The following is a 21,865-nucleotide window of genomic DNA, read 5'->3' as shown; positions in this document are numbered from 1 at the left end:
TATCAATGGAAGGTAAAGCGAGCGGATCCGATAGATGACACAAGTCGTGTTGCGGCCCGCAAGCAATCCAGTTGTTTGCTGTATACACGGTTTACATCCTCGAAGTCGGAAGGGAGCTGTGCAGAGTCGAGTGGACCGTGTTGCATATAAGGCGATTCCCCTGCACCGAACGGAGTCGGGTGAATCACGAACTTATATTGTGTCGGGTCGAGCTCGATGACCTCGATCTCGGCAAATAATTGCGTGTCCCGCTTGTACAAAAAGCGGGTCGATAACCATTTTTCTGAATTCTTCACACTTCACCAGTTCCTCCCTGAAAAGTATTACCTCTCTCATCATAAAACAAATTATGGATGTTTGGAACTGAATTTTCATAGAAGCTTAAATAATTTTTACTATATTTTGAAACAGTTGTTTGGATTGTGTGCAAATTGACCGCAGTTTGAGTAAAGTGAGGACAGAGCAAATATGAAGCGAGGGGTTTGGAATGACGAAACAACAGGCGGATGGGACGTATCGATACGTCCTCGTCCTCGGGGCGAAGGTAAATGGCAAGTCCCCGTCCCGGGCACTTCGTCGGCGAATTGACGCTGCGGCATCTTACGCAAAACGGTTCCCTCATGTCGAACTGATTGCTACAGGAGGACAAGGACCGGATGAAGGAATGGCCGAGGCACTTGTGATCAAGCGTGAACTTCAGGTCCGGGGGATTGCACCGGAACGCATTCACATCGAGACGACATCGACTTCCACGTATGAAAATTATGCGCACAGTCAATTGATTTGGAAAGGCGAGCCTGGGCTTACCATCGTGACGAATGACTTTCATGTCCGGCGCGCCCGATTGATCGGCAAACTATATTTCGGACTCAAAACAGATGCCTTATATGCCTCGACGCCTTCACTTACGAGGGTGAAGTATACCGTTCGAGAGGTTCTTGCGTACGTGAAGCTTTTTATCCGTTATTTCATCTGGAGGCGGACCATCAAAAAATAGGCGTTTGCGAGAGCAAACGCCTATTTTGTCGTACATTCAATATGTTCAGTTAGCAGGTCACCGAACGCTGTTGCCCCTTCAACGTTGAGATGGACACCGTCTCCTTCGAAATAGGCCTCTTTGCCAATCGAGGACTCGTGCCAATCGATGAGGTCGACCTGGTCATGAAGTTCGCTCGCGCGTTCAAGCTTTTCATTGACCTCACTTTCCCATGGTCGCGGGACACGGGTGTTGATCAAATAAATTCGATCTGCCCGCTCAAACTTCTCAATCAATGTTTCAAGTTGTTCCATCTTGAAGGCACCGTTTGTTCCAAGGTGAAGGAAGACGACATGCCCTGGTGCGTTATACGAACCGTATTGATCGGCTACGTCCAAGGCGTCCCTCACTTGTCTGCCGATTTCTGCATCGATTTCCATGTTCGGGAATGCGTCGGCAAGATACTCGTTCAATCCGAGCATGACCGAATCCCCGATGGCGAGCGCAGGTGGACATGCCTGAGCCTCAGCAGATGCTGGCTCAGACGGTTCGACCGGTAGTTTTTCTTCTTCATCCCGTGGTGAATGGTTTTCAGAAGAATCATCTGTCGGGTGTTCCGGCTCTTTTTCATCTGGAACGTCCTGTTTGATGGCAGCAGGTACTTTGACGATTGGAATCTCTTCTTTTTCTTCCTTCGGCTCCGAGAATGCCAAAATCGTCAAGTTGCCAACGAGAACGAGCGAGAGCGCCGTGACGAGGGTCGTCGCAGCAATTCGCCCACCCGGATGTGACGCCGTAGAAACCATTTGACGAAGTGTCGCTTTGAACCCGTTCTTTCGAATCGGCGTTTCTATGAAGCGGTAAGAACCTTCTGCAATCAGGAGGGTCAACACGACTTGACTGAGCGCAAGTACCGGTTGAAACGTCCCGAGCTGTTCGAGCGGTGTCGATAGGATGATGACCGGGTAATGCCACAAATAAATCCCGTACGTACGTTGCCCAATTGCGCGCAGCCAGGTATTCCCGAAGAAACGGGACCAAATCGTCGACGGGTGGGCGCTGGCGGCGATGAGTAAGCCGGAAGCAAAGGCGATCAATAAAAAGCCACCATAGTACAAGAACCCGTCATAGGCGCTCACGTTCACCATAATGATCAGGAGCGTGAGAAGCGACAATCCACCGGCGACATTCAAAATGTGGCGACCGATCGTCGGCATCTTATGCTTGAAGGTGTCAGGCCGCCAGCCAAAGGCGAGCATGGCGCCAACGAGGAGCGCGAATAAACGGGTATCTGTCCCGTAATAGACGCGACTCGGATCTGACTCAGGCACGTAACGAAACGCCATCCATCCGGCGGATATGAACAACAGCATTGCCCCGAGCTGAAGCAATCGTTTGCGGAACGCGAGCCCGAAAAGCAACAAGAGCGGCCATACCGCATAAAACTGCTCCTCGATTGAGAGCGACCAAAGGTTTTGGAGTGGTGACGGTTTCCCAAAACTCTCAAAGTACGAGACGTCATGGAAGATGTACCACCAGTTGTTCACGTAAGCCAGTGCAGCCAGCGAATCCTGACGTACCGTCTCCAACAGTGCTTGATCAACTATCGTCACATACGACATGACGAGCGACAGCATGAGAAGAAGGGCAGGCAAGAGACGACGGAAACGGGCGATATAAAACCGCTTCAAATCAATCGTGCCGGTTTTCGTCCATTCCCGTATCAAGATGCCGGTGATCAGGTAACCGGATAGGACGAAAAAGACATCCACACCGAGGAATCCTCCCGATATGTAAGGTGCATTTAAATGATATAAAATCACGGACAGGACAGCGAACGTGCGCAAGCCGTCGAGTCCAGGCATGTAGGTCGATTTTGTATGATGCAACGGTTGCATGTCCCCACTTCCTTTCTATCTACTAAAAGTGGACATTTCCCTTTTTTTAGAATCCATTCTTCAGTATAACGAGCATCGATTGCGCAAAGGTTTCAAAAGATTAACAATCAAATATCACGTCCTACTTAAAAAACTGGACAGATGATCAGACAGGCTTGTGCACATAGAAACAGGACGAGTCGTCAAGGCGAGATGTCGTCTTAATGGTCCTGGTGTCATACGATTGATCGACAAAAAACCGTAGACGAAGGATGTCTACGGTCGAAGCGGGAACAGGTTCCTTAAATTTAGAGTGTGCCGATGATCATCCCGCCGACTACACCGACGAGTACAAGGACCCAAGGCGGGAGTTTCCAGTAAGCAATCATGACAAACAGGAAAGCGGCAAAGACGAAATCGACTGCATCGTGAATCGTACTCGTAAAGATTGGTTGATAAAAGGCTGCAACGAGGATTCCAACAACGGCGGCGTTCACCCCAACCAATGCGCCGGCCACTTTTGGATGATGACGAAGGGCGTTCCAAAAAGGGAGTGCCCCGAGAATGAGGAGGAACGCCGGTAAAAAGATGGCGAACGTCGCGAGCAGTCCACCCGGGACACCGGCAATGACCGTCCCGAGATAAGAAGCGAACGTGAAGAGCGGACCAGGTACGGCCTGGGCAGCCCCGTAACCGGCAAGGAACGCTTCTTCACTTAAAAAGCCGGCAGGCACAAGCTCGCGCTCAAGGAGCGGCAAGACGACGTGGCCGCCTCCAAAGACGAGTGCTCCCGCACGATAAAAGCTGTCAAATAACGCGACGGCCTGCAGCTCCACCGTTTCCCGTAACAGCGGTAGCACGATGAGCAAGGCGCCAAAAATCGAAAGAAGCGTCGCGCCCAGACGTTTAGAAAGTGGAAAGGCTGTCGATTGACCGGTTGAGCTCTCCGGTTTGAATAACCGGTATCCGACCAGTCCGGCGATGAGAATGACGAGTACCTGACTATAGGTGGTCTGCCATAACAGGACCGCGGCGAGAGCGAAGAAAGCGATCGTACGTGTCTTCGTGTTTGTCGTCAATTTTCCGGCCATTCCCATGACCGCATGGGCAACGATGGCAACAGCGACGACTTTCAACCCGTATAACCATCCGGCATCTGTCACATCTAAACCGGATACGAATAGGGCGAACAAGATCAAGGCGATGACGGATGGGGTGGTGAACCCGATGAATGACGTGATGCCCCCTAAAACACCGCCCCGCACGATCCCGATGCCAATCCCGACCTGTGAGCTCGCCGGTCCGGGAAGGAACTGACAAAGCGCGACGAGGTCGGCGTAGGCTTTCTCGTCCATCCATTTACGACGTCTTACATACTCCTCGTGAAAATAACCGAGATGGGCGACCGGCCCACCGAACGAGGTCAACCCGAGTCGGGTCGATACGATTAGAATTTCGAGTAACGTTTTAAGCGTCACACGTTGTGTAGTCATACCATCACTCCTTGATTTCTTTGAATAGCTCATAAGCTTTTTGACGGGCCTCTTTTAAAATGAGGAGTCCTTTCTCCGTCGTCGCATAATTCTTTCGGACATGACCGTCGACCGTCTCGTTTGTTCGAACGAGAAGACCGTCTTTCTCCATTCCATGTAAGATCGGATACAAGGTTCCGGCACTGATTTCATAGCCGTGGCCTTTTAATTCTTCGACCATCCATGCCCCATATACCGGATGTTCGGCAGCATGATGCAAAATATGAATATGAATAAAACCTAAAAAGAGCTTACGCAGGACGCGGTCTTCCAAATGAATTCACTCCTTAAAATCGAATTTCGATATCGGATTTCGAAATCAGTATAACGTGAATCAAAAACCGGAGCAACAGATGAATGTTTGGAATTGAAGCGGTCATCGAAAGGTTGTTTCGGAAAAAATAGGGAATGAAGCGAATATGCGGTAAACTAACATAGAGAGATAACGTGAAGGAGTGAACGGACGTGATGAATCAAGATCAATCTTCATACACCACGCTGTTGCGGCATATGCCACAAGGTTACGTCGAGTTCAAAGTCATTTACGACGACACTTCTGAGCCGATTGATTATGAGTTCCATGAAGTGAATCCTTCGTTTGAGAAGATCATGAAAATGAAGCGAGATCATTTTATCGGTGCACGTGTGACAGAAATGTTGAAAGACTTTGAATACAGCGAACGGGAATGGCTCGTCCAAGTCGCCCGGGTCGTGAGTGATGGGGGAACGGTGACGTTTGAGCACTTTTCACGTCGTAATAAGGCCTGGTTTGAAATGTCTGTTTTCAGCGAACGTCCCGGATATGTCACGACGACTTTTCATGACATTACACGTCATGTCCAAGAGAACAATGCCCTCAAGCAACTCGTCAACGTCTCCCATCGGTTTGTGTCGACGGGACGTGATTTACTGATTAACCAGCATTTTCTCGATCAAATTCGGGATTTCACCGGAGCGAAGGCGGTCTCACTCAACTTGATGGATGAGGATGGAGACCATTACACGACCGTTGCCTTGTCTGGAGTCGATGAGATGATTGAGAGAAGCTTGGACATTCTCGGATTTCATCCGGTTGGGAAAAAATGGCCGATTACTGCAGAAAGACGGAAATTGTACGAACAAAATAATCCGCTCCAGTTTGAGACGCTCGATCCGTTGATTGATGGAGTATTGCCGAAACGGCTCGTCCGGAATCTGATGCGCATTTTCTCGTTCGGAGAGATTGTGCTCTTTAAGATTGAAAAAGACGGCATCTTTTACGGCGATTTGACGATTGTTATGGAGAAAGACAAGCCGGCGAACCGGTTGGGGCTCGTCGAACTGTACTTGGTCCATGTCCTGGAACAATTGACAAAAGCGGATCATCAGGTGGGCGAGACGAAACAATCCATGTTTGAAGGGTTTGCTACCGTCGACCTCGAATGCATTCTCTCCCTGGAAACAAGAAGTGTACTTCATCTGAGCAAGTCTTGGGAGCGAATCCTCGGGTTCACGCTGGAAGACTTGGAGAACATGGATATACGTGAATTGGTTCACCCGGACGATGTCGAGAAGACTGAAGCTTCCTTCCGGGCACTGAAGAGACATGGAGAACAGTTCCGGTTTGTCAATCGTTACCGAACGGTGGATGGGGAATACCGTTCCATCGAGTGGCATAGTAAAGTACAAGGAAATTATATTTACGCAGTCGCAAAAGATGTGACGGACCGGATTCAACTGGAAGAAAAGCTCGCGGAACGCGACCGCTTACTGACGAAACTCTCCGATCAGGTACCGGGAGCGATTTATCAGTTCGAACTGTTACCGGACGCGACGTTCAACTTTCCGTTCTTTAGCCGGGGTTTGGAAGAACTGCTCGGGATCACGTCAGAGGAGATCATGGCGGATGCAGATGTGGTATTTAGTCAAATCCATCCCGAGGATTTTCCGCGGGTCATGCGCTCAATCGAAAAATCTTATTCTGAATTGACGATTTGGGACGCCGAGTTCCGTGTCTACACACGGGACGGGCGTTTGGTCTGGATTTTAGGGTCGTCACGTCCGGAAAAGATTGCGGACCACCACGTGCTTTGGCACGGATACATCGGTGACATCACCGAGAAGAAAAAATACGAAAAAGAAATCGAATACTTGAGCTATCACGACCAATTGACCGGTGTCAAAAACCGTCGTTACTTTGAAGAGACACTCTCTGAATTCGATGAAGAAAGACATTTTCCGCTCTCTCTCATCGTCATTGACATCAATGGTCTGAAATTGACGAATGACGCGTTCGGTCACCTGATTGGAGATGAGCTGTTGGTCAAGGCGGCCAGCATCTTAAAACAGGAGCTCCGTGTGAAGGATCAAGTCGCCCGCATCGGAGGCGATGAGTTCGTCATCCTGTCTCCGGACACGACGCTCGAAGAGGCGAAACAGATTTCAGACCGGTTGAGCCGACTGTTCACACAACAGACGGTGGAAGGTCTGCCGATTTCCGCTTCCTTCGGTGAAGCAGTGAAAGAGGATTTCACACTTTCGCTAACGGACGTCTTTAACTTGGCGGAAGACCGGATGTATCATCATAAAGTGTCGGAGAAACAGAGCCGACGTCACCATTCGATTCAACTGATCATGCGAACGCTTTACGAGAAAATACCACGCGAGGAGGCGCACTCCCAACGTGTCGCGAACTACTCCGGGATGCTCGCGGAAGCGATGGGATTCACGGGATCCGAAGTGAATGAGATTCGGACAGCCGCTATCCTGCATGATATCGGGAAAGTGGCCATTAGTAACGAGATTTTAGACAAGTCCGGTCCACTGACAGATGCGGAGTGGCGGGAAATCAAGCGCCACCCCGAAATCAGCTATAATATTTTGAGCACGGTGCCCGAATACATGTCGTTGTCAGAAATCGTGTTGGCCCATCACGAACGGTGGGACGGGAAGGGTTATCCGAAAGGGCTTAGCGACTACGAGATTCCACTCGCCTCGAGAATGATCGCCATCGCCGACACATTCGATGTCATGGTGACGGGAAGACCGTACCGTCAGGCAAAATCATTAGAAGAGGCGTTACAACTGATTCAGAATGAGTCCGGGGGACAATTTGACCCGGCGCTTGTCGAAATTTTCTTCAAAAAAGTTGTGCCGACAATAGACCTTGCAAAGACCGACTAAATCTGTCGGTCTTTTTTGATGCGGGTGATTGTGAAGAAATCAAAACGAAAAATCGAGTCCTCCTCTAGACAGGGGGACTCGATTTGATTTAGGCAGTGAGCGGGCGTTTTTTCAGGACGAGCAACGTAGTCAGGAAAACGACTCCCGTCATCATAATCAAAACGCCGAGAGACAGGAACGGGAACTGCCCTTCATACATCGTAATGACCCCGTCGTTCAGCCAATACGTCGGCAGGAACCGTCCGACAAGCGTGAGTGATTCAGGGAGCCAATTGAGGCTGATGAACGCACCGCCGGTGATGGCGGAGGCCATCGTGACAGAGATTTGCCAGATGTTCGCTTTTTCCCGATTCGAGGCGGCAACGGCAATCAAGGAGCCGATGGCGAGACATGTGAGCAAATAGGTCGAGAAGAGCGCGAGTAATGTCGGGAAGTGTTCATACACATCCTGACCGTATAAGGCAAGGCTCACACCGAGGAGCAGCAGGACATAGACGAACCCGACGATGTAAAAAGCGAGCAACAATGAAGCGAAATAGCGCCGCGGCGTGACGGGTGAGGCGAATAAACGTGCATAGATGGACTCGTCCCGGTCGTCTGCGACAAAAATCGGGATAAACTGAAGAAACGCCGACATCATAATGAACGACAGCAATCCGAAGAAAGCTTGGGTACGAGCCGTCGTGGCGACACTCTCTTGAAACGGTTCAGTCGACAACGTGTAGCCGTTTTCGCTTTCCCGGTCGGCGAGGGCGATGAATTGATCCGGATCGTAATCGCTCGCGATGAGTAATTGGCGTTCCCGGGAGAGGTGTCCGTTTAACGCTTGTTCGATGAGCGCGGCGTCACTTCCTTCGATTGCGGAGAAGGATAGTGTCGGTTGTTCTCCGGCGAATAGCTGATCTGTGAAACCTTCCGGGATGACAAGGACGATGTCTTCACCTTCTAGTAACACATCTTCACTGTTTGATTCGAGCAGGGTGACGCGTCCGAAACGTTCTGCCTCTTCAATCAATCGTTCTGCCATCAATCCTTCATCCCGGTCGACGACGCCGACGGAGGCGTTCAAGCTCGAAGTGCCCCCGACGAAGGAGAGGATGAGGGCGAAGCCGAACATCGAAACGAAAGTGAAGACCCAAAGTCCTTTCTTCCTCAGCATTCGTTTGGCGACGTGTTTAATGAGCACCATGGCGTTTCGCTCCTTTCGCGAGAAGATAGCTGATCGTGCCAAGGATGATCAAATGAATCCCGAGGAGTCCGAGGCTTTGCCAGAAGACGGTGGTGTCCCCGTCACGTAATAGGATGGCAAGCATACCGTCCCGCATAAAGATCGGCATGAACACGTACTCGGCCCACGGTGCGTAATGAAGCGTGACTTGATCAAATCCCGGCACGTACCCGCCGGATAAGATCATGATGATCGCGACAAATCCATTGACGACCGCGTCTTTCGTCGTATAGCTCAATTTCGGCAGGCTGACGATGACAAACCCGACCGTGACACCATAGGCGGTAATGGCCAGCCAGGACAGGAAAAGGGTCCCGAACTGGACGTTTGATAAATCGAACGTGCGGTAAACGAAATGACTGAACCAAAACAACAGAATGAGCTGGAGCAGAATGATGACGTAACGGCTGACGGTTCGGGCGAGCCGATATTGAATCGTTTGGACCGGTGCCGCCTGAATCCGCAAGTAACTTCCTGTATTCGGTTGTTCTTCCCGCGCCATGGCCGTGATGTAAAAGGAGCCGAAGAGGGCGGTCATGATCGAGATGGTGACTGTGAAGTACTCAAGTGAACTCGGTGTCTTCCCTGATAGGTCGACGCTCTCGCTGTCGAGCCAATTTTCGTTTTCATACGGGGCAGCGACACCAGACTCGGCAAGAGAGATCTGTTGGTTGGCAATCGCGGTGTACTGCGTCAGAATGGCCTCCAGCACGTCAAACTCGATTGTGGCCGGTTCTTCGTAGAGGAGCGTCAAATCACTTCCGTCTAACTGCAGGATGACATCCGCGTCTCCATCATTGACGCCCGTTTCGGCTTCTTCGAGACTGTCGTACGGGACGAGGCGAATGAACGCTTGAATGTCCTCATCCGTTAAAAACGATTCGAGCGGTTCGCGATATTGGTCGGTCGAGGATTCGACGTAGGCGACATCGGTAACGGGAAGTTTAAATTCGTCGCTGAAAACCGCCGACAGCATCGTCCCCAGTCCGAAAATTAAAATCAAAGGGAAAATCAGCATCCAAAAGATTGTCGCCCGGTCACGCATCCGCTGTTTGACATCGTATTTGATGAATGTCCACATAGGTGTGCCTCCTATTCCCGGAGCGTCTTGCCCGTCAAAGCGAGGAAGACGGTGTTCAAAGAGGGACGGTCGACGGTAATGGATGTGAAGTGAACATGTTCTTGATGAAGCGTGTCTAGAAGCGGGGCAAGCGGAGTATCTTTATCGAGTGATACTTCGATGAAGGGTTCCTCATACTCGACTTTTTGCACGTGTTCGAGTGATTCGATGCGTTCGAGTAAATTTGGCGTCAACGCGTCCACTTTGATGCGAGCGGTCTCGAGCGTCATGACGCGGTCCTTCAACTCATCTTGTGTGCCTTCTGCGATGATTTTCCCTTCATCGACGATGGCGACGCGATCGCACAGCATCTCGACTTCTTCCATATAGTGTGACGTATAAATAATCGTGGCACCGCGACGGTTCAATTCCCGGATGTTTTCAAGAATCGTGTTGCGGGATTGCGGGTCGATGGCGACGGTCGGTTCATCCATGAAGATGAGTTCAGGCTCGTGAACGATGCCGCATGCAATATTGAGGCGCCGAAGCAGACCACCGGACAACTCAGGCGGCCGCTTTTTTTGATGGGCCGTCAATTCGACGAAAGCGATGGCAGCCTCCGTTTTTTGTTTTGCTTCCGTCGGACTGAAGCCATACAACTCCGCAAAGAATTGAATGTTTTCATAGACGGTCAATTGATCGTAGACGGAGACGTGTTGCGGGACGATCCCGACCCGGCGTTTGATGGCGAGCTCATCTTTTGGCATCGATTGGTCGAAGATTCGAATGGTGCCGCTGTCGGCCGGGTACAGGTTGAGCATGACCGAGATGGCGGTCGTTTTGCCGGCGCCGTTTGGTCCGAGTAAACCGAACAGCTCACCCGGCTCCACCCGAAGGCTAAGATCGTTCAAGGCGACGGTGTCACCGAATCGTTTTGTAATGTGGTCGAGTTCAATAATCGGCATGAGGATGCTCCTTTCGCTGAAGCAATAACGGGGAGGACGTATAAAGTTTTCTTCCCGTTTGCAGGAATTTTGAATAGTGTATCGAAAGAGGTATAATAGTCGAATAATTCAGAAAATTAACCGTTGTGAAGCGAGGGACCCGACATGAAAGGATGGCAGTTCAATAAAAAAGAAGGCGAGTCGTTCCCAGACGAAATGGCATGGGCCTTATTTTGTACGGTCGAACCGAAACGAATGGATTCGTCGTTACCGTTTTACTACGATGAATCTATCTTTCGGTTCACCAACGGGGAAGAGACGTTTTATTTTAAAATTTCTCCGAGTTATCATGAATTCGAGGTCAATATTAAAAATCGGGATGGCGATTTATTGTACTATCAGTTGCTCCGTACGGTCGGGAAGGTCGAGATTTTGGAAGACCGGCGTGATCATGGTGAGCTGCTGATTGTCATGACAGAAGACCGTAAACGGACCGTGACGACAATCGAGTTGATGGTCCGTCCGCGTTTTCGTGTGTTGATCAAAGAGCATGATATGTAAGAAAACGAGCTCAAATCGAGCTCGTTTTCTTATGTCTTACTTAAAAATTGCAACTTCTTCGACGCGAGTGTAAGGGCAATGCCCATCACGAGAAGACTCGTTAGAATCGGCCACAATGGCTCGATGTCCCCAATCAGTACTTCGCCTGACAGTGGACCGAGTCGCCAAGGCATCCAGTCAAGGTCAATCCAACCGATCAGAATCGACATGATGAAATGAAGTCCTAGCGTGACGACCACTGCGACGACACCACTCTCTAGAAGAGCGGCGACGAGAAAGAAAATGGACAGTTGGACGACGAAATGCAGAGAAAGGAGTAACGTCGAAATGAAGAAATCACCCACATCAAATGCATCAAACAAAATCATCGTATAGTATGCGGCCGAGGCTTGAGCAAGGACGAGTCCGCCGAGCGTCAACAACGCATAATGCCCCCATTTACTGATGACGATTCGTGTCGCAGGAATATGGAGCGACTTCAGCCAGGCGAGTGTCCCGTTTGTCCGTTCTTGACTGAACGTGTGCATCGCAGACAATAAGACGACGAGCAGACCGATTTGTCTCAATTGCTCACTGACGGCGACGAGTACTTCTTCCGGCGTCGGTGTCGGGATTTCAATCACCGACCCGTCCGGGAAATTACCGCCTGAGGCGAGGATGTCCGGAAGAAAATAAAGCGTGACCGGCTGCATTGCTGCCAATAGCATGAGGGCGATCGGAATCCAAATGAGTCGTTTGTTTGACCAGGCCTCTCGCCATTCGTGTTTGAAAATGGCCATACGCATCAGGCGTTCACCTCCAGGAAGAGCGACTCGAGGCTAGGATGCCCGACATGGAGCGATTGAATGGAGACACCCAGTTCAAGTACACGATTCAAGATCGCACGTTCAGACAAGTGGCGGTCAACCGTTTCAAATCGCCAGGTCGTGCCGGACCGGGTCACTTGTTTCACGCCGGAAAGGTTTTCCCAATCCTTCTCGGTCGTCGGATCGTCGAACAAACGCAGCTCGATCGATGACTTTTCCCCGAGAAGGTCGGTGACGGTCCCTTCCATGAGTAACTTCCCTTGCCTTAGCAACATGACCCAGTCACTTGCTTCCTCTGCGTCCGGTAACACATGTGTCGAGTATAGGATCATCCGCTCACGCTTCAAATCGCTCAACAAGTCAAGGACCTCCCGACGACCGCGCGGGTCAAGGGCGGAGACCGGTTCGTCCAGTAGCAATAATTCAGGATCATGGACGAGCGCCTGCGCGATGCCCAGACGTTGCCGCATGCCTCCGGACAAATTCGAAGCCGGGCGGTCAACCGGTTCCAAACCAACCCGTTGCAATAATTTGACCGGGTCGACCTGTTTTGTGCCGGTCAAATCCGCCGCGTACTGAAGCGTCTCGACTGGTGTGAGGGACGGATACAGGGCAGGTCGCTGCGGTAAGTATCCGATTCGGATGGATTCATGGCCGTCGATGTCGCCGGCTGTCGGTGCGGTGACACGAGCGAGGAGATTGAGGAGCGTCGTCTTGCCGGCACCATTTTCACCGAGTAACGAGGTGCAGCCGGGGCGCAAAGTAAAGCTGACATCCTCAAGTGCCGTGAACGAACCGAAGCGTTTGGTGAGATGGTTCACCTTCATCGTTTCGTCCGTCCCCATAAGAAGTAGACGATTGGCCCTAAAATGTTGATAAAGAAGATGACGAGCAACCAGACCCATTTCGGTCCGTTCGTTTCTTCCCGTTTCGACAAGTCGATGAGTGCGACGACGAGCAAAACGAGTTGAAGGATAAAGATCGGTAACAAAATAAGGAGCATCCTGTTCGGATCATTCAGAATTTCCATAACCATTCCTCCTGGTTCTATATATGTACTCTTACAGTGTACATTCAACACATAAGTGATTTCACCTGTTTTCAATAGAAAAAATCCCCATCTCCGAAGAGACAGGGATGGTTTGTCATTTGACGATGATGACCGGTGCGAGCGCACGCTTTGCCATTTTGTGACTGACACTGCCGAGAACAAATTCCTGGAAGGTGTTCAATCCACGGGAACCTACGACGACGTATTCGTACGGTTCGTGATTCGCATACTTGACGAGCTCGACGTCTGGTTCGCCGCGAAGCTCGATATATTCGTACTCGACGCCTTCCGCTTCTGCCAAATCAAACAACGGTTTGAGCATCTGCTTCCGTTTCGTCTCCAAGTCAATTTTTCCAGTCGAGTTCAAAGCGGCCTCTTTTGATTCTCTTGCACTGATCACATGCACGATATCAATCGATGCGTTTGCCGCCTTGGCGAGCTGAATCGCTTTTTCAAGCGCACGTTTCGAGTGGGCAGAACCGTCTGCCGCTAAAAATACCTTTCCCATGAAAAACGCCTCCTCTTTCGCACGTACTACTTATAGTATAGGCGATGTGATGCAATCACGGACAGAGAAAATGGAAAATCAGTGTCCGGCGTTTGCATCCTGCTGTTTCAAGTGAAGGGCGAGTGTGTTAAGAAGTTTCTCTGAATCCTTGTTCAAGTTGAGGAGCTCCGGCTCGATGCCGACTTCCCGATATTTGAAAACGACTTTATCGATGGCGCCGATGGCCGAGTCGTCCCATAAATGTGTGTTGGCGAAATCGATGGTCACCTGTTTGACGCCTGCTTCCACATCTTCCGAGATGTCGAATTGGTTGACGAACTCAGAAGTTGACGCGAAGAAGAGCTGACCGTTCACCGTGTATTCCGCGCGGTCGGCAGACACGTGTCGACCTAAGTCGATTTTTGAAATCTTGGCTGCGAATAGAACCGCCGCCGTCAAAATCCCACCGAGTACACCGAGTGAGAGGTCATGCGTGAAGACGGTCACGATGACGGTGACGAGCATGACGACGGTGTCTGATTTTTGAGCCGTACGCATCGCCTTTAATGAACCCCAATCAAATGTCGCATAGGACACGAAGAACATGACGCCGACGAGGGCACCGACCGGGATGAGCATGAGCACATCACTGATCGTCATGATCATGATAAAGAGGGCAAGTCCGGCGGTAAATGTCGAAAGACGACCCCGTGCACCGGAAGAAACGTTGATGACCGACTGTCCGATCATCGCACATCCTGGCATGCCGCCAAAGAAGCCGGCAATGATGTTCGCGATCCCTTGTCCGCGGGATTCACGATTTTTGTTCGAATCTGTGCCTGTCATGTCATCGACAATCTGAGACGTCAAGAGCGATTCGATCAATCCGACAAACGCGAGTGATACAGAGTAAGGCAAGATAATCGTGAGGGTTTCAAGCGTGAACGGTACGTCCGGGAATAGGAAGTCCGGTAGTGTTGCCGAAATCGTCCCCAACTCTCCGATATTTTTCGTATCAAGTCCGAGCGTGATTGCGAGAATCGTCATGATGATGATGGCAACGAGTGGCGCCGGAATGGCTTTCGTCACGCGTGGGAATAAGAAGATGATGGCAAGCGAACCGGCGACGATGGCCCAAATGATCCAGTTCTCCCCTTCAAAGTTTGATAACTGCGCTTGGAAAATCAAAATGGCGAGCGCATTGACGAACCCGACCATGACCGCCCGTGGGATGAACTTCATCAAACGTGCGATACCAAGATATCCGAGAACGATTTGAATGATTCCGGCTAAAATTCCGGCTGCGAGCAGGTACTGGAGTCCGTGGTCCGATACGAGCGAGACGACGACGAGCGCCATCGCACCGGTCGCAGCAGAAATCATGGCAGGACGACCGCCGGCGATCGAGATGACCATGGCGATGATGAACGAGGCATACAGCCCGACCATCGGATTGACTCCTGCGATGAGCGAGAAGGCAATGGCTTCTGGGATGAGCGCGAGTGCGACGACGATCCCGGCTAAGATGTCGGCTCGGACATTTCCGAACCATTCGTGTTTCAACGTGTTCAATCTTTCCAAAAAAACACACCTTTCTATAGATAGTAAATGATTTGATTCTCGACTCTCACGAAAATCAAATGAAAGCATCCGTTCATTTTCAACGTGTTTCATCATACCCAATTCTTCTTGAAATGACAATTGCTTCGATTAAAAAACTATGGTAATTTCATAACGGGAACGTTATATAACGATTTCGTTATACAGAAAGGAAGGGAATGGACATGCATACGGTGGAAGAATTGAGTAAAGTGCTGAAGGTGCTCGGTGACCCGACACGTTTAGCGATGCTCAAACAGATGGAGACGGATGAGCAGTGTGCCTGTAGCTTCGTCGACTGCTTCGACATCTCACAACCGGCCATCAGCCGTCATTTAAAAATGCTCCGTCAAGCGGGATTGTTACTCGAACGTCGGGACAAACAATGGATTCATTATCGGTTGAACGAAGCGAGTCCATTCTATCCCCTCGTCATGGAGTTGCTCGGACAAGTCGAACTTCACGACCCGACCGGTACGTCTGCTTCGACGTGTAACGTTAAATCATCATAGTTAATTGGAGGAAGTTGTTGTGCAGTGGATTGCTAGTTTGATTTTTGTTGTTACCCTGTTTTTGATCATTAAACAGCCGAAAGGTCTTGGCATCGGCTATTCAGCGATTGGGATGGCTGTCATCGCCTTACTCACCGGGGTCGTCCATCTCGACGACGTCGCCACGGTTTGGGGCATCATTTGGAATGCGACCTTCACGTTTATCGCCGTCATCCTCATCTCTCTTATTTTAGATGAGATTGGATTTTTTGAGTGGGCGGCACTACATATGGCGCGGATTGCCGGTGGCGGTGGCGAGAAACTCTTTGTCTACATCACGCTGCTCGGTGCCCTCGTTTCGGCTCTATTTGCCAACGATGGGGCAGCCCTCATCTTGACGCCGATCGTCCTCGCGATGGTACGGGCACTCAAATTACCGGATGCGGTCGTCTTGGCTTATGTCATGGCCTCCGGATTCATTGCCGATACGGCGAGTTTGCCGTTTGTCGTCTCAAACCTTGTCAATATCGTCTCGGCTGACTTCTTTGGCATCGGTTTCGCAGAATACGCGGCACGAATGGTGTTCGTCAATGTGTTTGCCGTAATCGGGAGTTTGCTTGTCCTGTATCTCTACTATAAGAAGGACATTCCGAAGCAATATGATTTATCGAAACTCGTCGAGCCGGCTTCGGTTATCAAAGACCATACGATGTTCCGTTTATCATGGGTCGTCCTCGGTCTTCTTGTGATCGGATATTTCACGAGTGATGTCATCGGGATTCCAGTCTCGCTCATCGCGGGTGTCATTGCCTTGTTCTTTTTAGTGATGGCGAACCGTTCGTCAGCGGTCGAAACGAAACAAGTCGTCAAAGGCGCACCATGGGCCATCGTCTTTTTCTCCCTCGGGATGTATATTGTCGTGTACGGTTTGCAAAACGTCGGCCTGACACAAGTGCTCGCGAACTTCATCGACTGGTTCGCCGTGAATACGTTTGGCGCGACCTTCGGCATGGGCTTTTTGGCGGCCATCCTGTCTTCGGTTATGAACAACATGCCGACCGTCATGATTGATGCGCTTGCGATCGATTTGACGAGTACGACGGGGCAGATTCGGGAAGCATTGATTTATGCGAACGTTATCGGATCAGATTTGGGTCCGAAAATCACACCGATTGGGTCCCTTGCGACGTTACTATGGTTACACGTCTTACGCACGAAAGGCGTCAAGATTGGCTGGGGACAATATTTCAAGGTCGGTATCATCCTGACGGTCCCGACACTCGCGATTACGTTGATTGGATTATATATCAGCTTACTACTATATTAATGAAGGAGTGGATTATATGAAGTTAGTCATCATTGGTTCGGTCGCAGCCGGTACATCGGTCGCAGCGAAGGCACGGCGTAACAACGAAGAGGCGGAAATCACCATCTACGATCGGGATTACGATATCTCGTACTCCGGCTGTGGGATTCCTTACTATGTCGGGGGAGAAGTCGAATCGCGAGACGATTTGACACCGCGAGACGCCGCTTTCTTTAAAAAACGTTATAACATTGATGTCTTGACGCGTCATCACGTGACATCCGTCGATCCGGAAGCAAAAACACTCACGGTTGAAAACCTCGAGACGAACGAAACGTTTACAGACACGTATGATGTGCTTGTGCTCGCGACGGGGGCGACGAGTGTCGTACCTCCGATTCCGGGTGTTCAGGCAGACAACGTCTTCCCGATTCGAAACATTCAAAACGCGGAAGCGACACGGACATTTGTCGATACGACGAATCCGAAGCATGCAACCATCATCGGGGCCGGTTTTATCGGACTCGAGATGGCGGAGCAACTGAAGCTTCGCGGTATAGACGTCACAATCATCGAACGTGTGCAGCAAGTGATGCCACCGCTCGACAAAGACATGGCATGTCGTGTCGAGGATCATCTTGAGAAAAACGGCATCGAGCTCATGCTCGGAGAGACGGTGACGGAGCTTACAGGAGACGGGCATGTGGAGCGCATCGTCACAGAGAGTGGGAAGACGATTGACACCGACATGGTGATCTTGTCGGTCGGGGTTCGTCCGAACGTTGAACTCGCGATGTCGATGGGGGTCAAGATTGGTGAGACCGGTGCGATTGCTGTCAACGAGCGGATGGAGACGAATCTGCCGGGAGTCTATGCAGCAGGAGATGTGGCGGAAAGCTTCTCCATCGTGACGGGCAAACCGATTTGGCGTCCGCTCGGATCGACGGCGAACAAGATGGGCCGGACTGCCGGAGACGTCATCACCGGAGGCGACCTCGAACACCGGGGAATTCTCGGTACGGGTATTTTCAAAGTGTTCGGTCTTGCGGTCGCCCAGACCGGTCTATCTGAAAAAGAGGCACGTGAACTCGGTTATGAGGTGGAAGTGCTACACAATACGAAACCGGACAAACCGGAATATATGGGTGGCAAAGAAATGACAATCAAAGCGGTCGCTGACCGTGCGACTCGTCGTCTGCTCGGAGTTCAAATCGTCGGTTTCGAAGGAATCGATAAACGGATTGACGTCTTCGTCACGGCCATCACGTTCAAGGCGAAAGTGGATGATTTGTTCCATCTCGACCTCGCCTATGCACCGCCGTTCTCGACAACGAAAGACCCGGTCATGTATACCGGGATGGCTCTCGCGAACAGCATGAACCAATCGGCTCGATTGATCACGCCGGCTGAACTTCAAAAGCGCATCGATGCTGGGGAAGACATGCAAATCATCGATACGCGTGCCGCTAAGCAATACGAGGTGACCTGCGTCGACTGCGCGGTCAATGTCCCGCTCGGTAAGTTGCGTGAAGCGGCACAAGACCTCGACAAACAGAAACCGACCGTCGTTTACTGCAACAAAGGCGTGACTGGAAATGCGGCACAAAATGTGCTCCGCAACCTCGGATTCACAGACGTCTATAACTTGTCAGGTGGAAACAAGAATTATCAATTGTTCAAAAAATACGGCAATTGATTGAATATCAAGACGGATTTGAGACTGTAGGCGAACAAATCGCCTACAGTTTTTCATGTTAATCCAGTTTAGCACTTTATCAGAATAACGTTGAAGTTGCGAAGGGAAACGTTTACAATTTTTAATGTAAGCGTTTTCTTAAATTTGTGCTACAAGGAGGGACCCTCATGGTCAAAAAACATTGGAAACCAGTGTGGGCAGTTGTGCTAACGTTTGCACTAATTCTGTCGATGTTTCCACTGGCAACGTCTGCCTTGGATAAAGGGGAGTCGACTTTGGTCGTCGTTCACTACCAAGAAGCACCAGACAATGAAACGGATTGGAACTTATGGCTTTGGGCGAACGGCCCGGATTACTTCCCGAATAAAGGATTTGCCTTCAATGGCGAGGACGAGTTCGGAAAAGTGGCGGCGTATGAATTCCCGATCGACTCACCTGAGCGAATCGGTTTGATCGTCCGCACAGATAATTGGGAGAAAGACAAAGGGTCAGAGAATGACCGGTTCATCACGAACAGCATGATCCAGGACGGCGTAGCGGAAGTGTGGATCAAGTCAGGTGATGCGACGGTCTATCCGATCAACCCGAACGGGGAGACGTCCTCGACGGAAGTCGATATGAAAGTTCACTATTTCCGGTACGACAATACATACACGGACTGGGGTCTTTGGACTTGGCCGGACGGCGGTAACGGACAGAGCACCGCATTCGAGGAAACCGATGCATATGGTGCGGTCACGACCGTGAAGATGGCAAACCCGGAATCAAAAAAATTGATGGGATTGATCACGAAAAAAGGTGAATGGACAGAGAAAGATGGTGGGGACCGGTTCGTCCTCAGTGCCGCGCAGGAGATTTGGCTCGTCGAAGGCGATTCGACCATCTATTATTCTGAGCCGGTGATTGACCGGTCTCCAAAAATCGTTTCGTTCGTAGCGGATACGTTCCGTCAGGCGACACTCACAACGAACCGTGTCATCGATGATTCGTTTATCGATGGATTGACCGTTGAAGGGGCGAAAGTCGCTTCTGTCGAGCAGACAGATGACAAATCGGTCACGCTTCAATTCGAAGAAGACATCGATTTATCGACGGTCATCACGGCGACACATTCTGAGTTTGGAATGGGCGTATTGCAAGCAGGGAAAGTACTTCGTTCAGAAGAGTTTGACGCGAAATACGCCTATGACGGCAAGCTCGGCGTCACGTATCAGAAGTCAAAAACGAACTTTGTCCTATGGGCACCGACTGCACAAAACGTCGAGCTCGAACTTTGGGACATGCCGGCCGACCGTCCGGCGACGGATGCCGATTTGACGAAAACGATTGCCATGAAGCGTGGCGAACGCGGGACGTGGGTGGCCGAAGTTCGTGGTGATTTGGATGGAACGGGTTATACGTACCAGGTCACACATGCGACAGGAACCGTCCGCGCGGTTGACCCGTATGCGACAGCCGTCGGCGTGAACGGTGATCAGGGTGTCATCGTCGATTTGAAAGAAACGAATCCGAAGCATTGGAACTCGATGAAGCCGAAGCTTCAGCAATCGACAGATGCCATCATCTACGAGACGCACGTTCGTGACTTCTCCATCTTTGATGTGACGTCAGATTCACTCGACTCAGGCATCACGAACAAAAAGAAATTCCTTGGCGTGATCGAGACGGGCACGCGTCTTCTCATCGATGGGAAGAAGACAACGACAAAAACAGGACTGGACCATGTGAAAGACCTCGGCGTGACACACGTCCAGTTCATCCCAGTCTATGACTTCAACACGGCTTCTGTCGATGAGACGAACCCGATGGCGACGTACAACTGGGGCTATGACCCGAAAAACTATAACGCACCGGAAGGTTCTTACTCAACGAACCCGTACGACCCGAAAGTACGAATCACGGAAATGAAACAAATGATTCAAGGGCTGCATGACAACAACTTACGCGGTGTCATGGACGTCGTCTACAACCACATGTTTGACGGCCAAGCCTCAAACCTTCATAAGATTGTTCCGGGTTACTATTACCGCTACACGGAAAATGGTGATTTCGCGAACGGTACTGGGGTCGGAAACGATACGGCTTCTGAACGGAAAATGATGCAAAAACTTATTGTGGATTCAGTCGTCTATTGGGCGAAGGAATATCATTGGGACGGATTCCGATTCGACTTGATGGGTATCCATGACGTCGGCACGATGAACAAAGTACGTGAAGCACTCGATCACGTCGATTCATCCATTCTTGTTTACGGTGAGGGTTGGGATCTCGGCACACCGCTCGCTGCGGAACTCAAGGCAAACCAAAAGAATGCGGCTCAAATGCCGGGAATTGCGCACTTTAACGACAACATCCGCGACGGCTTGAAAGGCAGCGTCTTCTTCGACGGAGACAAAGGTTTCGTCAACGGAAAAGCGGGTCTCGAGAACCGCGTCAAGACGGGAATCGTCGGGGAGATCGCCTACAGCGACACTATCCATGGGTTCACTGCAGAGCCGACTCAAGCGATCACATACGTCGAAGCGCATGACAACCATACACTTTGGGACAAACTTGAATTGACGAATCCGGAAGCTTCGGAGGCGGACCGCACGAGCATGCACCGTCTCGCGTCAAGCATCCTCATGACGAGCCAAGGGACGACATTCCTTCACGCGGGACAAGAGTTCATGCGGACGAAAGAAGGCGACCACAACTCGTACAAATCACCAGACTATATCAACCAATTGGATTGGAAACGGGCGGCAGACCGCGAGGCGGACGTCCAGTACATGAAAGGGTTGATTGCCATGCGGAAAGACAATCCGGGTCTTCGTATGACGAAGGCGAGCGACGTCAAGCAGTTCCTGACGTTCCTCGATTCAGATCCTGCTGTCATCACATACGTGATTGATGAAGAGGCGCCAGGACAGAAGACAGATTTGTTCGTAACGCATAACGCCAATCCGACTGCGGTCGACATCACACTTCCGGCTGGGAAGTGGAACGTCATCGTCGACGGGGACACGGCGGGAACGGCGACGCTCGACCGCGTGTCGGGTACCGTCACCGTACCGGCATATCATACGTATGTCTTGTCACAATTTTAA

General features: G+C 50.7%; 19 protein-coding genes. 7 read left to right on the top strand and 12 right to left on the bottom strand.

Annotated features, from left to right (window positions below; genetic code table 11):
* Positions 1-2: 2 nt before the first annotated feature.
* Positions 3-296 carry a hypothetical protein gene (locus KNP03_RS04075; protein WP_214825638.1) on the bottom strand — a complete coding sequence of 98 codons (294 nt, stop codon included), beginning with the start codon at positions 294-296 and terminating at the stop codon, positions 3-5.
* A gap of 191 nt (positions 297-487) precedes the next feature.
* On the opposite strand from KNP03_RS04075, the gene KNP03_RS04070 reads away from it, so the two are divergent.
* Complete coding sequence (locus KNP03_RS04070) at positions 488-997, top strand: YdcF family protein (protein ID WP_214825636.1); 510 nt, start codon at positions 488-490, stop codon at positions 995-997.
* Between the two features lie 20 nt (positions 998-1,017).
* Here the strand turns inward: KNP03_RS04070 and KNP03_RS04065 are convergent, their stop codons facing one another.
* The 3 genes from KNP03_RS04065 to KNP03_RS04055 form a co-directional block, all read right to left on the bottom strand.
* Positions 1,018-2,874, bottom strand: coding sequence for an acyltransferase family protein (locus KNP03_RS04065; RefSeq protein ID WP_214825634.1), 1,857 nt, complete (start codon positions 2,872-2,874; stop codon positions 1,018-1,020).
* A gap of 287 nt (positions 2,875-3,161) precedes the next feature.
* Positions 3,162-4,346, bottom strand: a complete 1,185-nt coding sequence (gene chrA / locus KNP03_RS04060) for a chromate efflux transporter (protein ID WP_214825633.1) — start codon at positions 4,344-4,346, stop codon at positions 3,162-3,164.
* Between the two features lie 4 nt (positions 4,347-4,350).
* The gene (locus KNP03_RS04055; RefSeq protein ID WP_214825631.1) at positions 4,351-4,659 is read right to left on the bottom strand and encodes a PadR family transcriptional regulator; all 309 of its coding nucleotides are present in this window, start codon (positions 4,657-4,659) and stop codon (positions 4,351-4,353) included.
* A 194-nt stretch (positions 4,660-4,853) separates the two neighbouring features.
* Here KNP03_RS04055 and KNP03_RS04050 point away from each other — a divergent pair, with 194 nt between their 5' ends.
* Entirely contained in the window at positions 4,854-7,547 is a 2,694-nt protein-coding gene (locus tag KNP03_RS04050; protein ID WP_240544473.1) for an HD domain-containing phosphohydrolase, read from the top strand.
* Between the two features lie 88 nt (positions 7,548-7,635).
* Here the strand turns inward: KNP03_RS04050 and KNP03_RS04045 are convergent, their stop codons facing one another.
* From KNP03_RS04045 to KNP03_RS04035, 3 genes are read right to left on the bottom strand one after another with little or no spacing between them, the layout of a single operon-like run.
* Positions 7,636-8,736 carry an ABC transporter permease gene (locus KNP03_RS04045; protein ID WP_214825629.1) on the bottom strand — a complete coding sequence of 367 codons (1,101 nt, stop codon included), beginning with the start codon at positions 8,734-8,736 and terminating at the stop codon, positions 7,636-7,638.
* Entirely contained in the window at positions 8,723-9,856 is a 1,134-nt protein-coding gene (locus tag KNP03_RS04040) for an ABC transporter permease (protein ID WP_214825626.1), read from the bottom strand. Before KNP03_RS04040 ends, KNP03_RS04045 begins: the two co-directional genes overlap by 14 nt.
* 11 nt (positions 9,857-9,867) lie before the next feature.
* Positions 9,868-10,800, bottom strand: coding sequence for an ABC transporter ATP-binding protein (locus KNP03_RS04035; protein ID WP_214825624.1), 933 nt, complete (start codon positions 10,798-10,800; stop codon positions 9,868-9,870).
* 144 nt (positions 10,801-10,944) lie between these two features.
* On the opposite strand from KNP03_RS04035, the gene KNP03_RS04030 reads away from it, so the two are divergent.
* Positions 10,945-11,340 carry a hypothetical protein gene (locus tag KNP03_RS04030; RefSeq protein WP_214825623.1) on the top strand — a complete coding sequence of 132 codons (396 nt, stop codon included), beginning with the start codon at positions 10,945-10,947 and terminating at the stop codon, positions 11,338-11,340.
* Positions 11,341-11,369: 29 nt separating this feature from the next.
* Here KNP03_RS04030 and KNP03_RS04025 read toward each other — a convergent pair whose 3' ends face one another.
* The 5 genes from KNP03_RS04025 to KNP03_RS04005 form a co-directional block, all read right to left on the bottom strand.
* A complete protein-coding gene (locus tag KNP03_RS04025; protein ID WP_214825621.1) occupies positions 11,370-12,125 on the bottom strand; it encodes an ABC transporter permease in 756 nt (251 codons plus the stop codon).
* A complete protein-coding gene (locus KNP03_RS04020) occupies positions 12,125-12,973 on the bottom strand; it encodes an ABC transporter ATP-binding protein (RefSeq protein WP_214825619.1) in 849 nt (282 codons plus the stop codon). The genes KNP03_RS04025 and KNP03_RS04020 overlap by 1 nt, the downstream gene beginning before the upstream one ends.
* Entirely contained in the window at positions 12,970-13,176 is a 207-nt protein-coding gene (locus KNP03_RS04015) for a PLD nuclease N-terminal domain-containing protein (protein WP_214825617.1), read from the bottom strand. Before KNP03_RS04015 ends, KNP03_RS04020 begins: the two co-directional genes overlap by 4 nt.
* A 115-nt stretch (positions 13,177-13,291) precedes the next feature.
* The gene (locus tag KNP03_RS04010; protein ID WP_214825615.1) at positions 13,292-13,705 is read right to left on the bottom strand and encodes a universal stress protein; all 414 of its coding nucleotides are present in this window, start codon (positions 13,703-13,705) and stop codon (positions 13,292-13,294) included.
* Positions 13,706-13,783: 78 nt separating this feature from the next.
* Complete coding sequence (locus tag KNP03_RS04005; RefSeq protein ID WP_214825613.1) at positions 13,784-15,265, bottom strand: SulP family inorganic anion transporter; 1,482 nt, start codon at positions 15,263-15,265, stop codon at positions 13,784-13,786.
* Positions 15,266-15,468: 203 nt separating this feature from the next.
* On the opposite strand from KNP03_RS04005, the gene KNP03_RS04000 reads away from it, so the two are divergent.
* The 4 genes from KNP03_RS04000 (at position 15,469) to pulA (ending at position 21,865) form a co-directional block, all read left to right on the top strand.
* On the top strand, positions 15,469-15,795 hold the full coding sequence (locus tag KNP03_RS04000; protein ID WP_214825611.1) for an ArsR/SmtB family transcription factor: 327 nt from the start codon (positions 15,469-15,471) through the stop codon (positions 15,793-15,795).
* 19 nt (positions 15,796-15,814) lie between these two features.
* Positions 15,815-17,101: an arsenic transporter gene (locus KNP03_RS03995; RefSeq protein WP_214825609.1), complete on the top strand. Its 1,287-nt coding sequence runs from the start codon at positions 15,815-15,817 to the stop codon at positions 17,099-17,101.
* A gap of 16 nt (positions 17,102-17,117) precedes the next feature.
* The gene (locus KNP03_RS03990; protein WP_214825607.1) at positions 17,118-18,776 is read left to right on the top strand and encodes an FAD-dependent oxidoreductase; all 1,659 of its coding nucleotides are present in this window, start codon (positions 17,118-17,120) and stop codon (positions 18,774-18,776) included.
* A 167-nt stretch (positions 18,777-18,943) separates the two neighbouring features.
* Complete coding sequence (pulA, locus tag KNP03_RS03985; RefSeq protein WP_214825605.1) at positions 18,944-21,865, top strand: type I pullulanase; 2,922 nt, start codon at positions 18,944-18,946, stop codon at positions 21,863-21,865.

The organism is Exiguobacterium algae, from assembly GCF_018617875.1.
In the GTDB taxonomy this organism is placed as follows: Bacteria; Bacillota; Bacilli; order Exiguobacteriales; family Exiguobacteriaceae; genus Exiguobacterium; species Exiguobacterium algae.
The sequence above is the reverse complement of the archived record's forward strand: the minus strand, read 5'-3'. Positions and strand labels throughout refer to the sequence as shown.

What these genes read in the sequence shown, in the direction of transcription:
- KNP03_RS03990 (WP_214825607.1), top strand. Translation starts at nt 17,118, where the DNA reads ATGAAGTTAGTCATCATTGGTTCGGTCGCAGCCGGTACATCGGTCGCA.
- KNP03_RS04025 (WP_214825621.1), bottom strand. Translation starts at nt 12,125, where the DNA reads ATGCGTATGGCCATTTTCAAACACGAATGGCGAGAGGCCTGGTCAAAC.
- KNP03_RS04040 (WP_214825626.1), bottom strand. Translation starts at nt 9,856, where the DNA reads ATGTGGACATTCATCAAATACGATGTCAAACAGCGGATGCGTGACCGG.
- KNP03_RS04035 (WP_214825624.1), bottom strand. Translation starts at nt 10,800, where the DNA reads ATGCCGATTATTGAACTCGACCACATTACAAAACGATTCGGTGACACC.
- chrA (WP_214825633.1), bottom strand. Translation starts at nt 4,346, where the DNA reads ATGACTACACAACGTGTGACGCTTAAAACGTTACTCGAAATTCTAATC.
- KNP03_RS04030 (WP_214825623.1), top strand. Translation starts at nt 10,945, where the DNA reads ATGAAAGGATGGCAGTTCAATAAAAAAGAAGGCGAGTCGTTCCCAGAC.
- KNP03_RS04015 (WP_214825617.1), bottom strand. Translation starts at nt 13,176, where the DNA reads ATGGAAATTCTGAATGATCCGAACAGGATGCTCCTTATTTTGTTACCG.
- KNP03_RS04065 (WP_214825634.1), bottom strand. Translation starts at nt 2,874, where the DNA reads ATGCAACCGTTGCATCATACAAAATCGACCTACATGCCTGGACTCGAC.
- KNP03_RS04070 (WP_214825636.1), top strand. Translation starts at nt 488, where the DNA reads ATGACGAAACAACAGGCGGATGGGACGTATCGATACGTCCTCGTCCTC.
- KNP03_RS04050 (WP_240544473.1), top strand. Translation starts at nt 4,854, where the DNA reads ATGAATCAAGATCAATCTTCATACACCACGCTGTTGCGGCATATGCCA.
- KNP03_RS04010 (WP_214825615.1), bottom strand. Translation starts at nt 13,705, where the DNA reads ATGGGAAAGGTATTTTTAGCGGCAGACGGTTCTGCCCACTCGAAACGT.
- KNP03_RS04000 (WP_214825611.1), top strand. Translation starts at nt 15,469, where the DNA reads ATGCATACGGTGGAAGAATTGAGTAAAGTGCTGAAGGTGCTCGGTGAC.
- KNP03_RS04020 (WP_214825619.1), bottom strand. Translation starts at nt 12,973, where the DNA reads ATGAAGGTGAACCATCTCACCAAACGCTTCGGTTCGTTCACGGCACTT.
- pulA (WP_214825605.1), top strand. Translation starts at nt 18,944, where the DNA reads ATGGTCAAAAAACATTGGAAACCAGTGTGGGCAGTTGTGCTAACGTTT.
- KNP03_RS04045 (WP_214825629.1), bottom strand. Translation starts at nt 8,736, where the DNA reads ATGGTGCTCATTAAACACGTCGCCAAACGAATGCTGAGGAAGAAAGGA.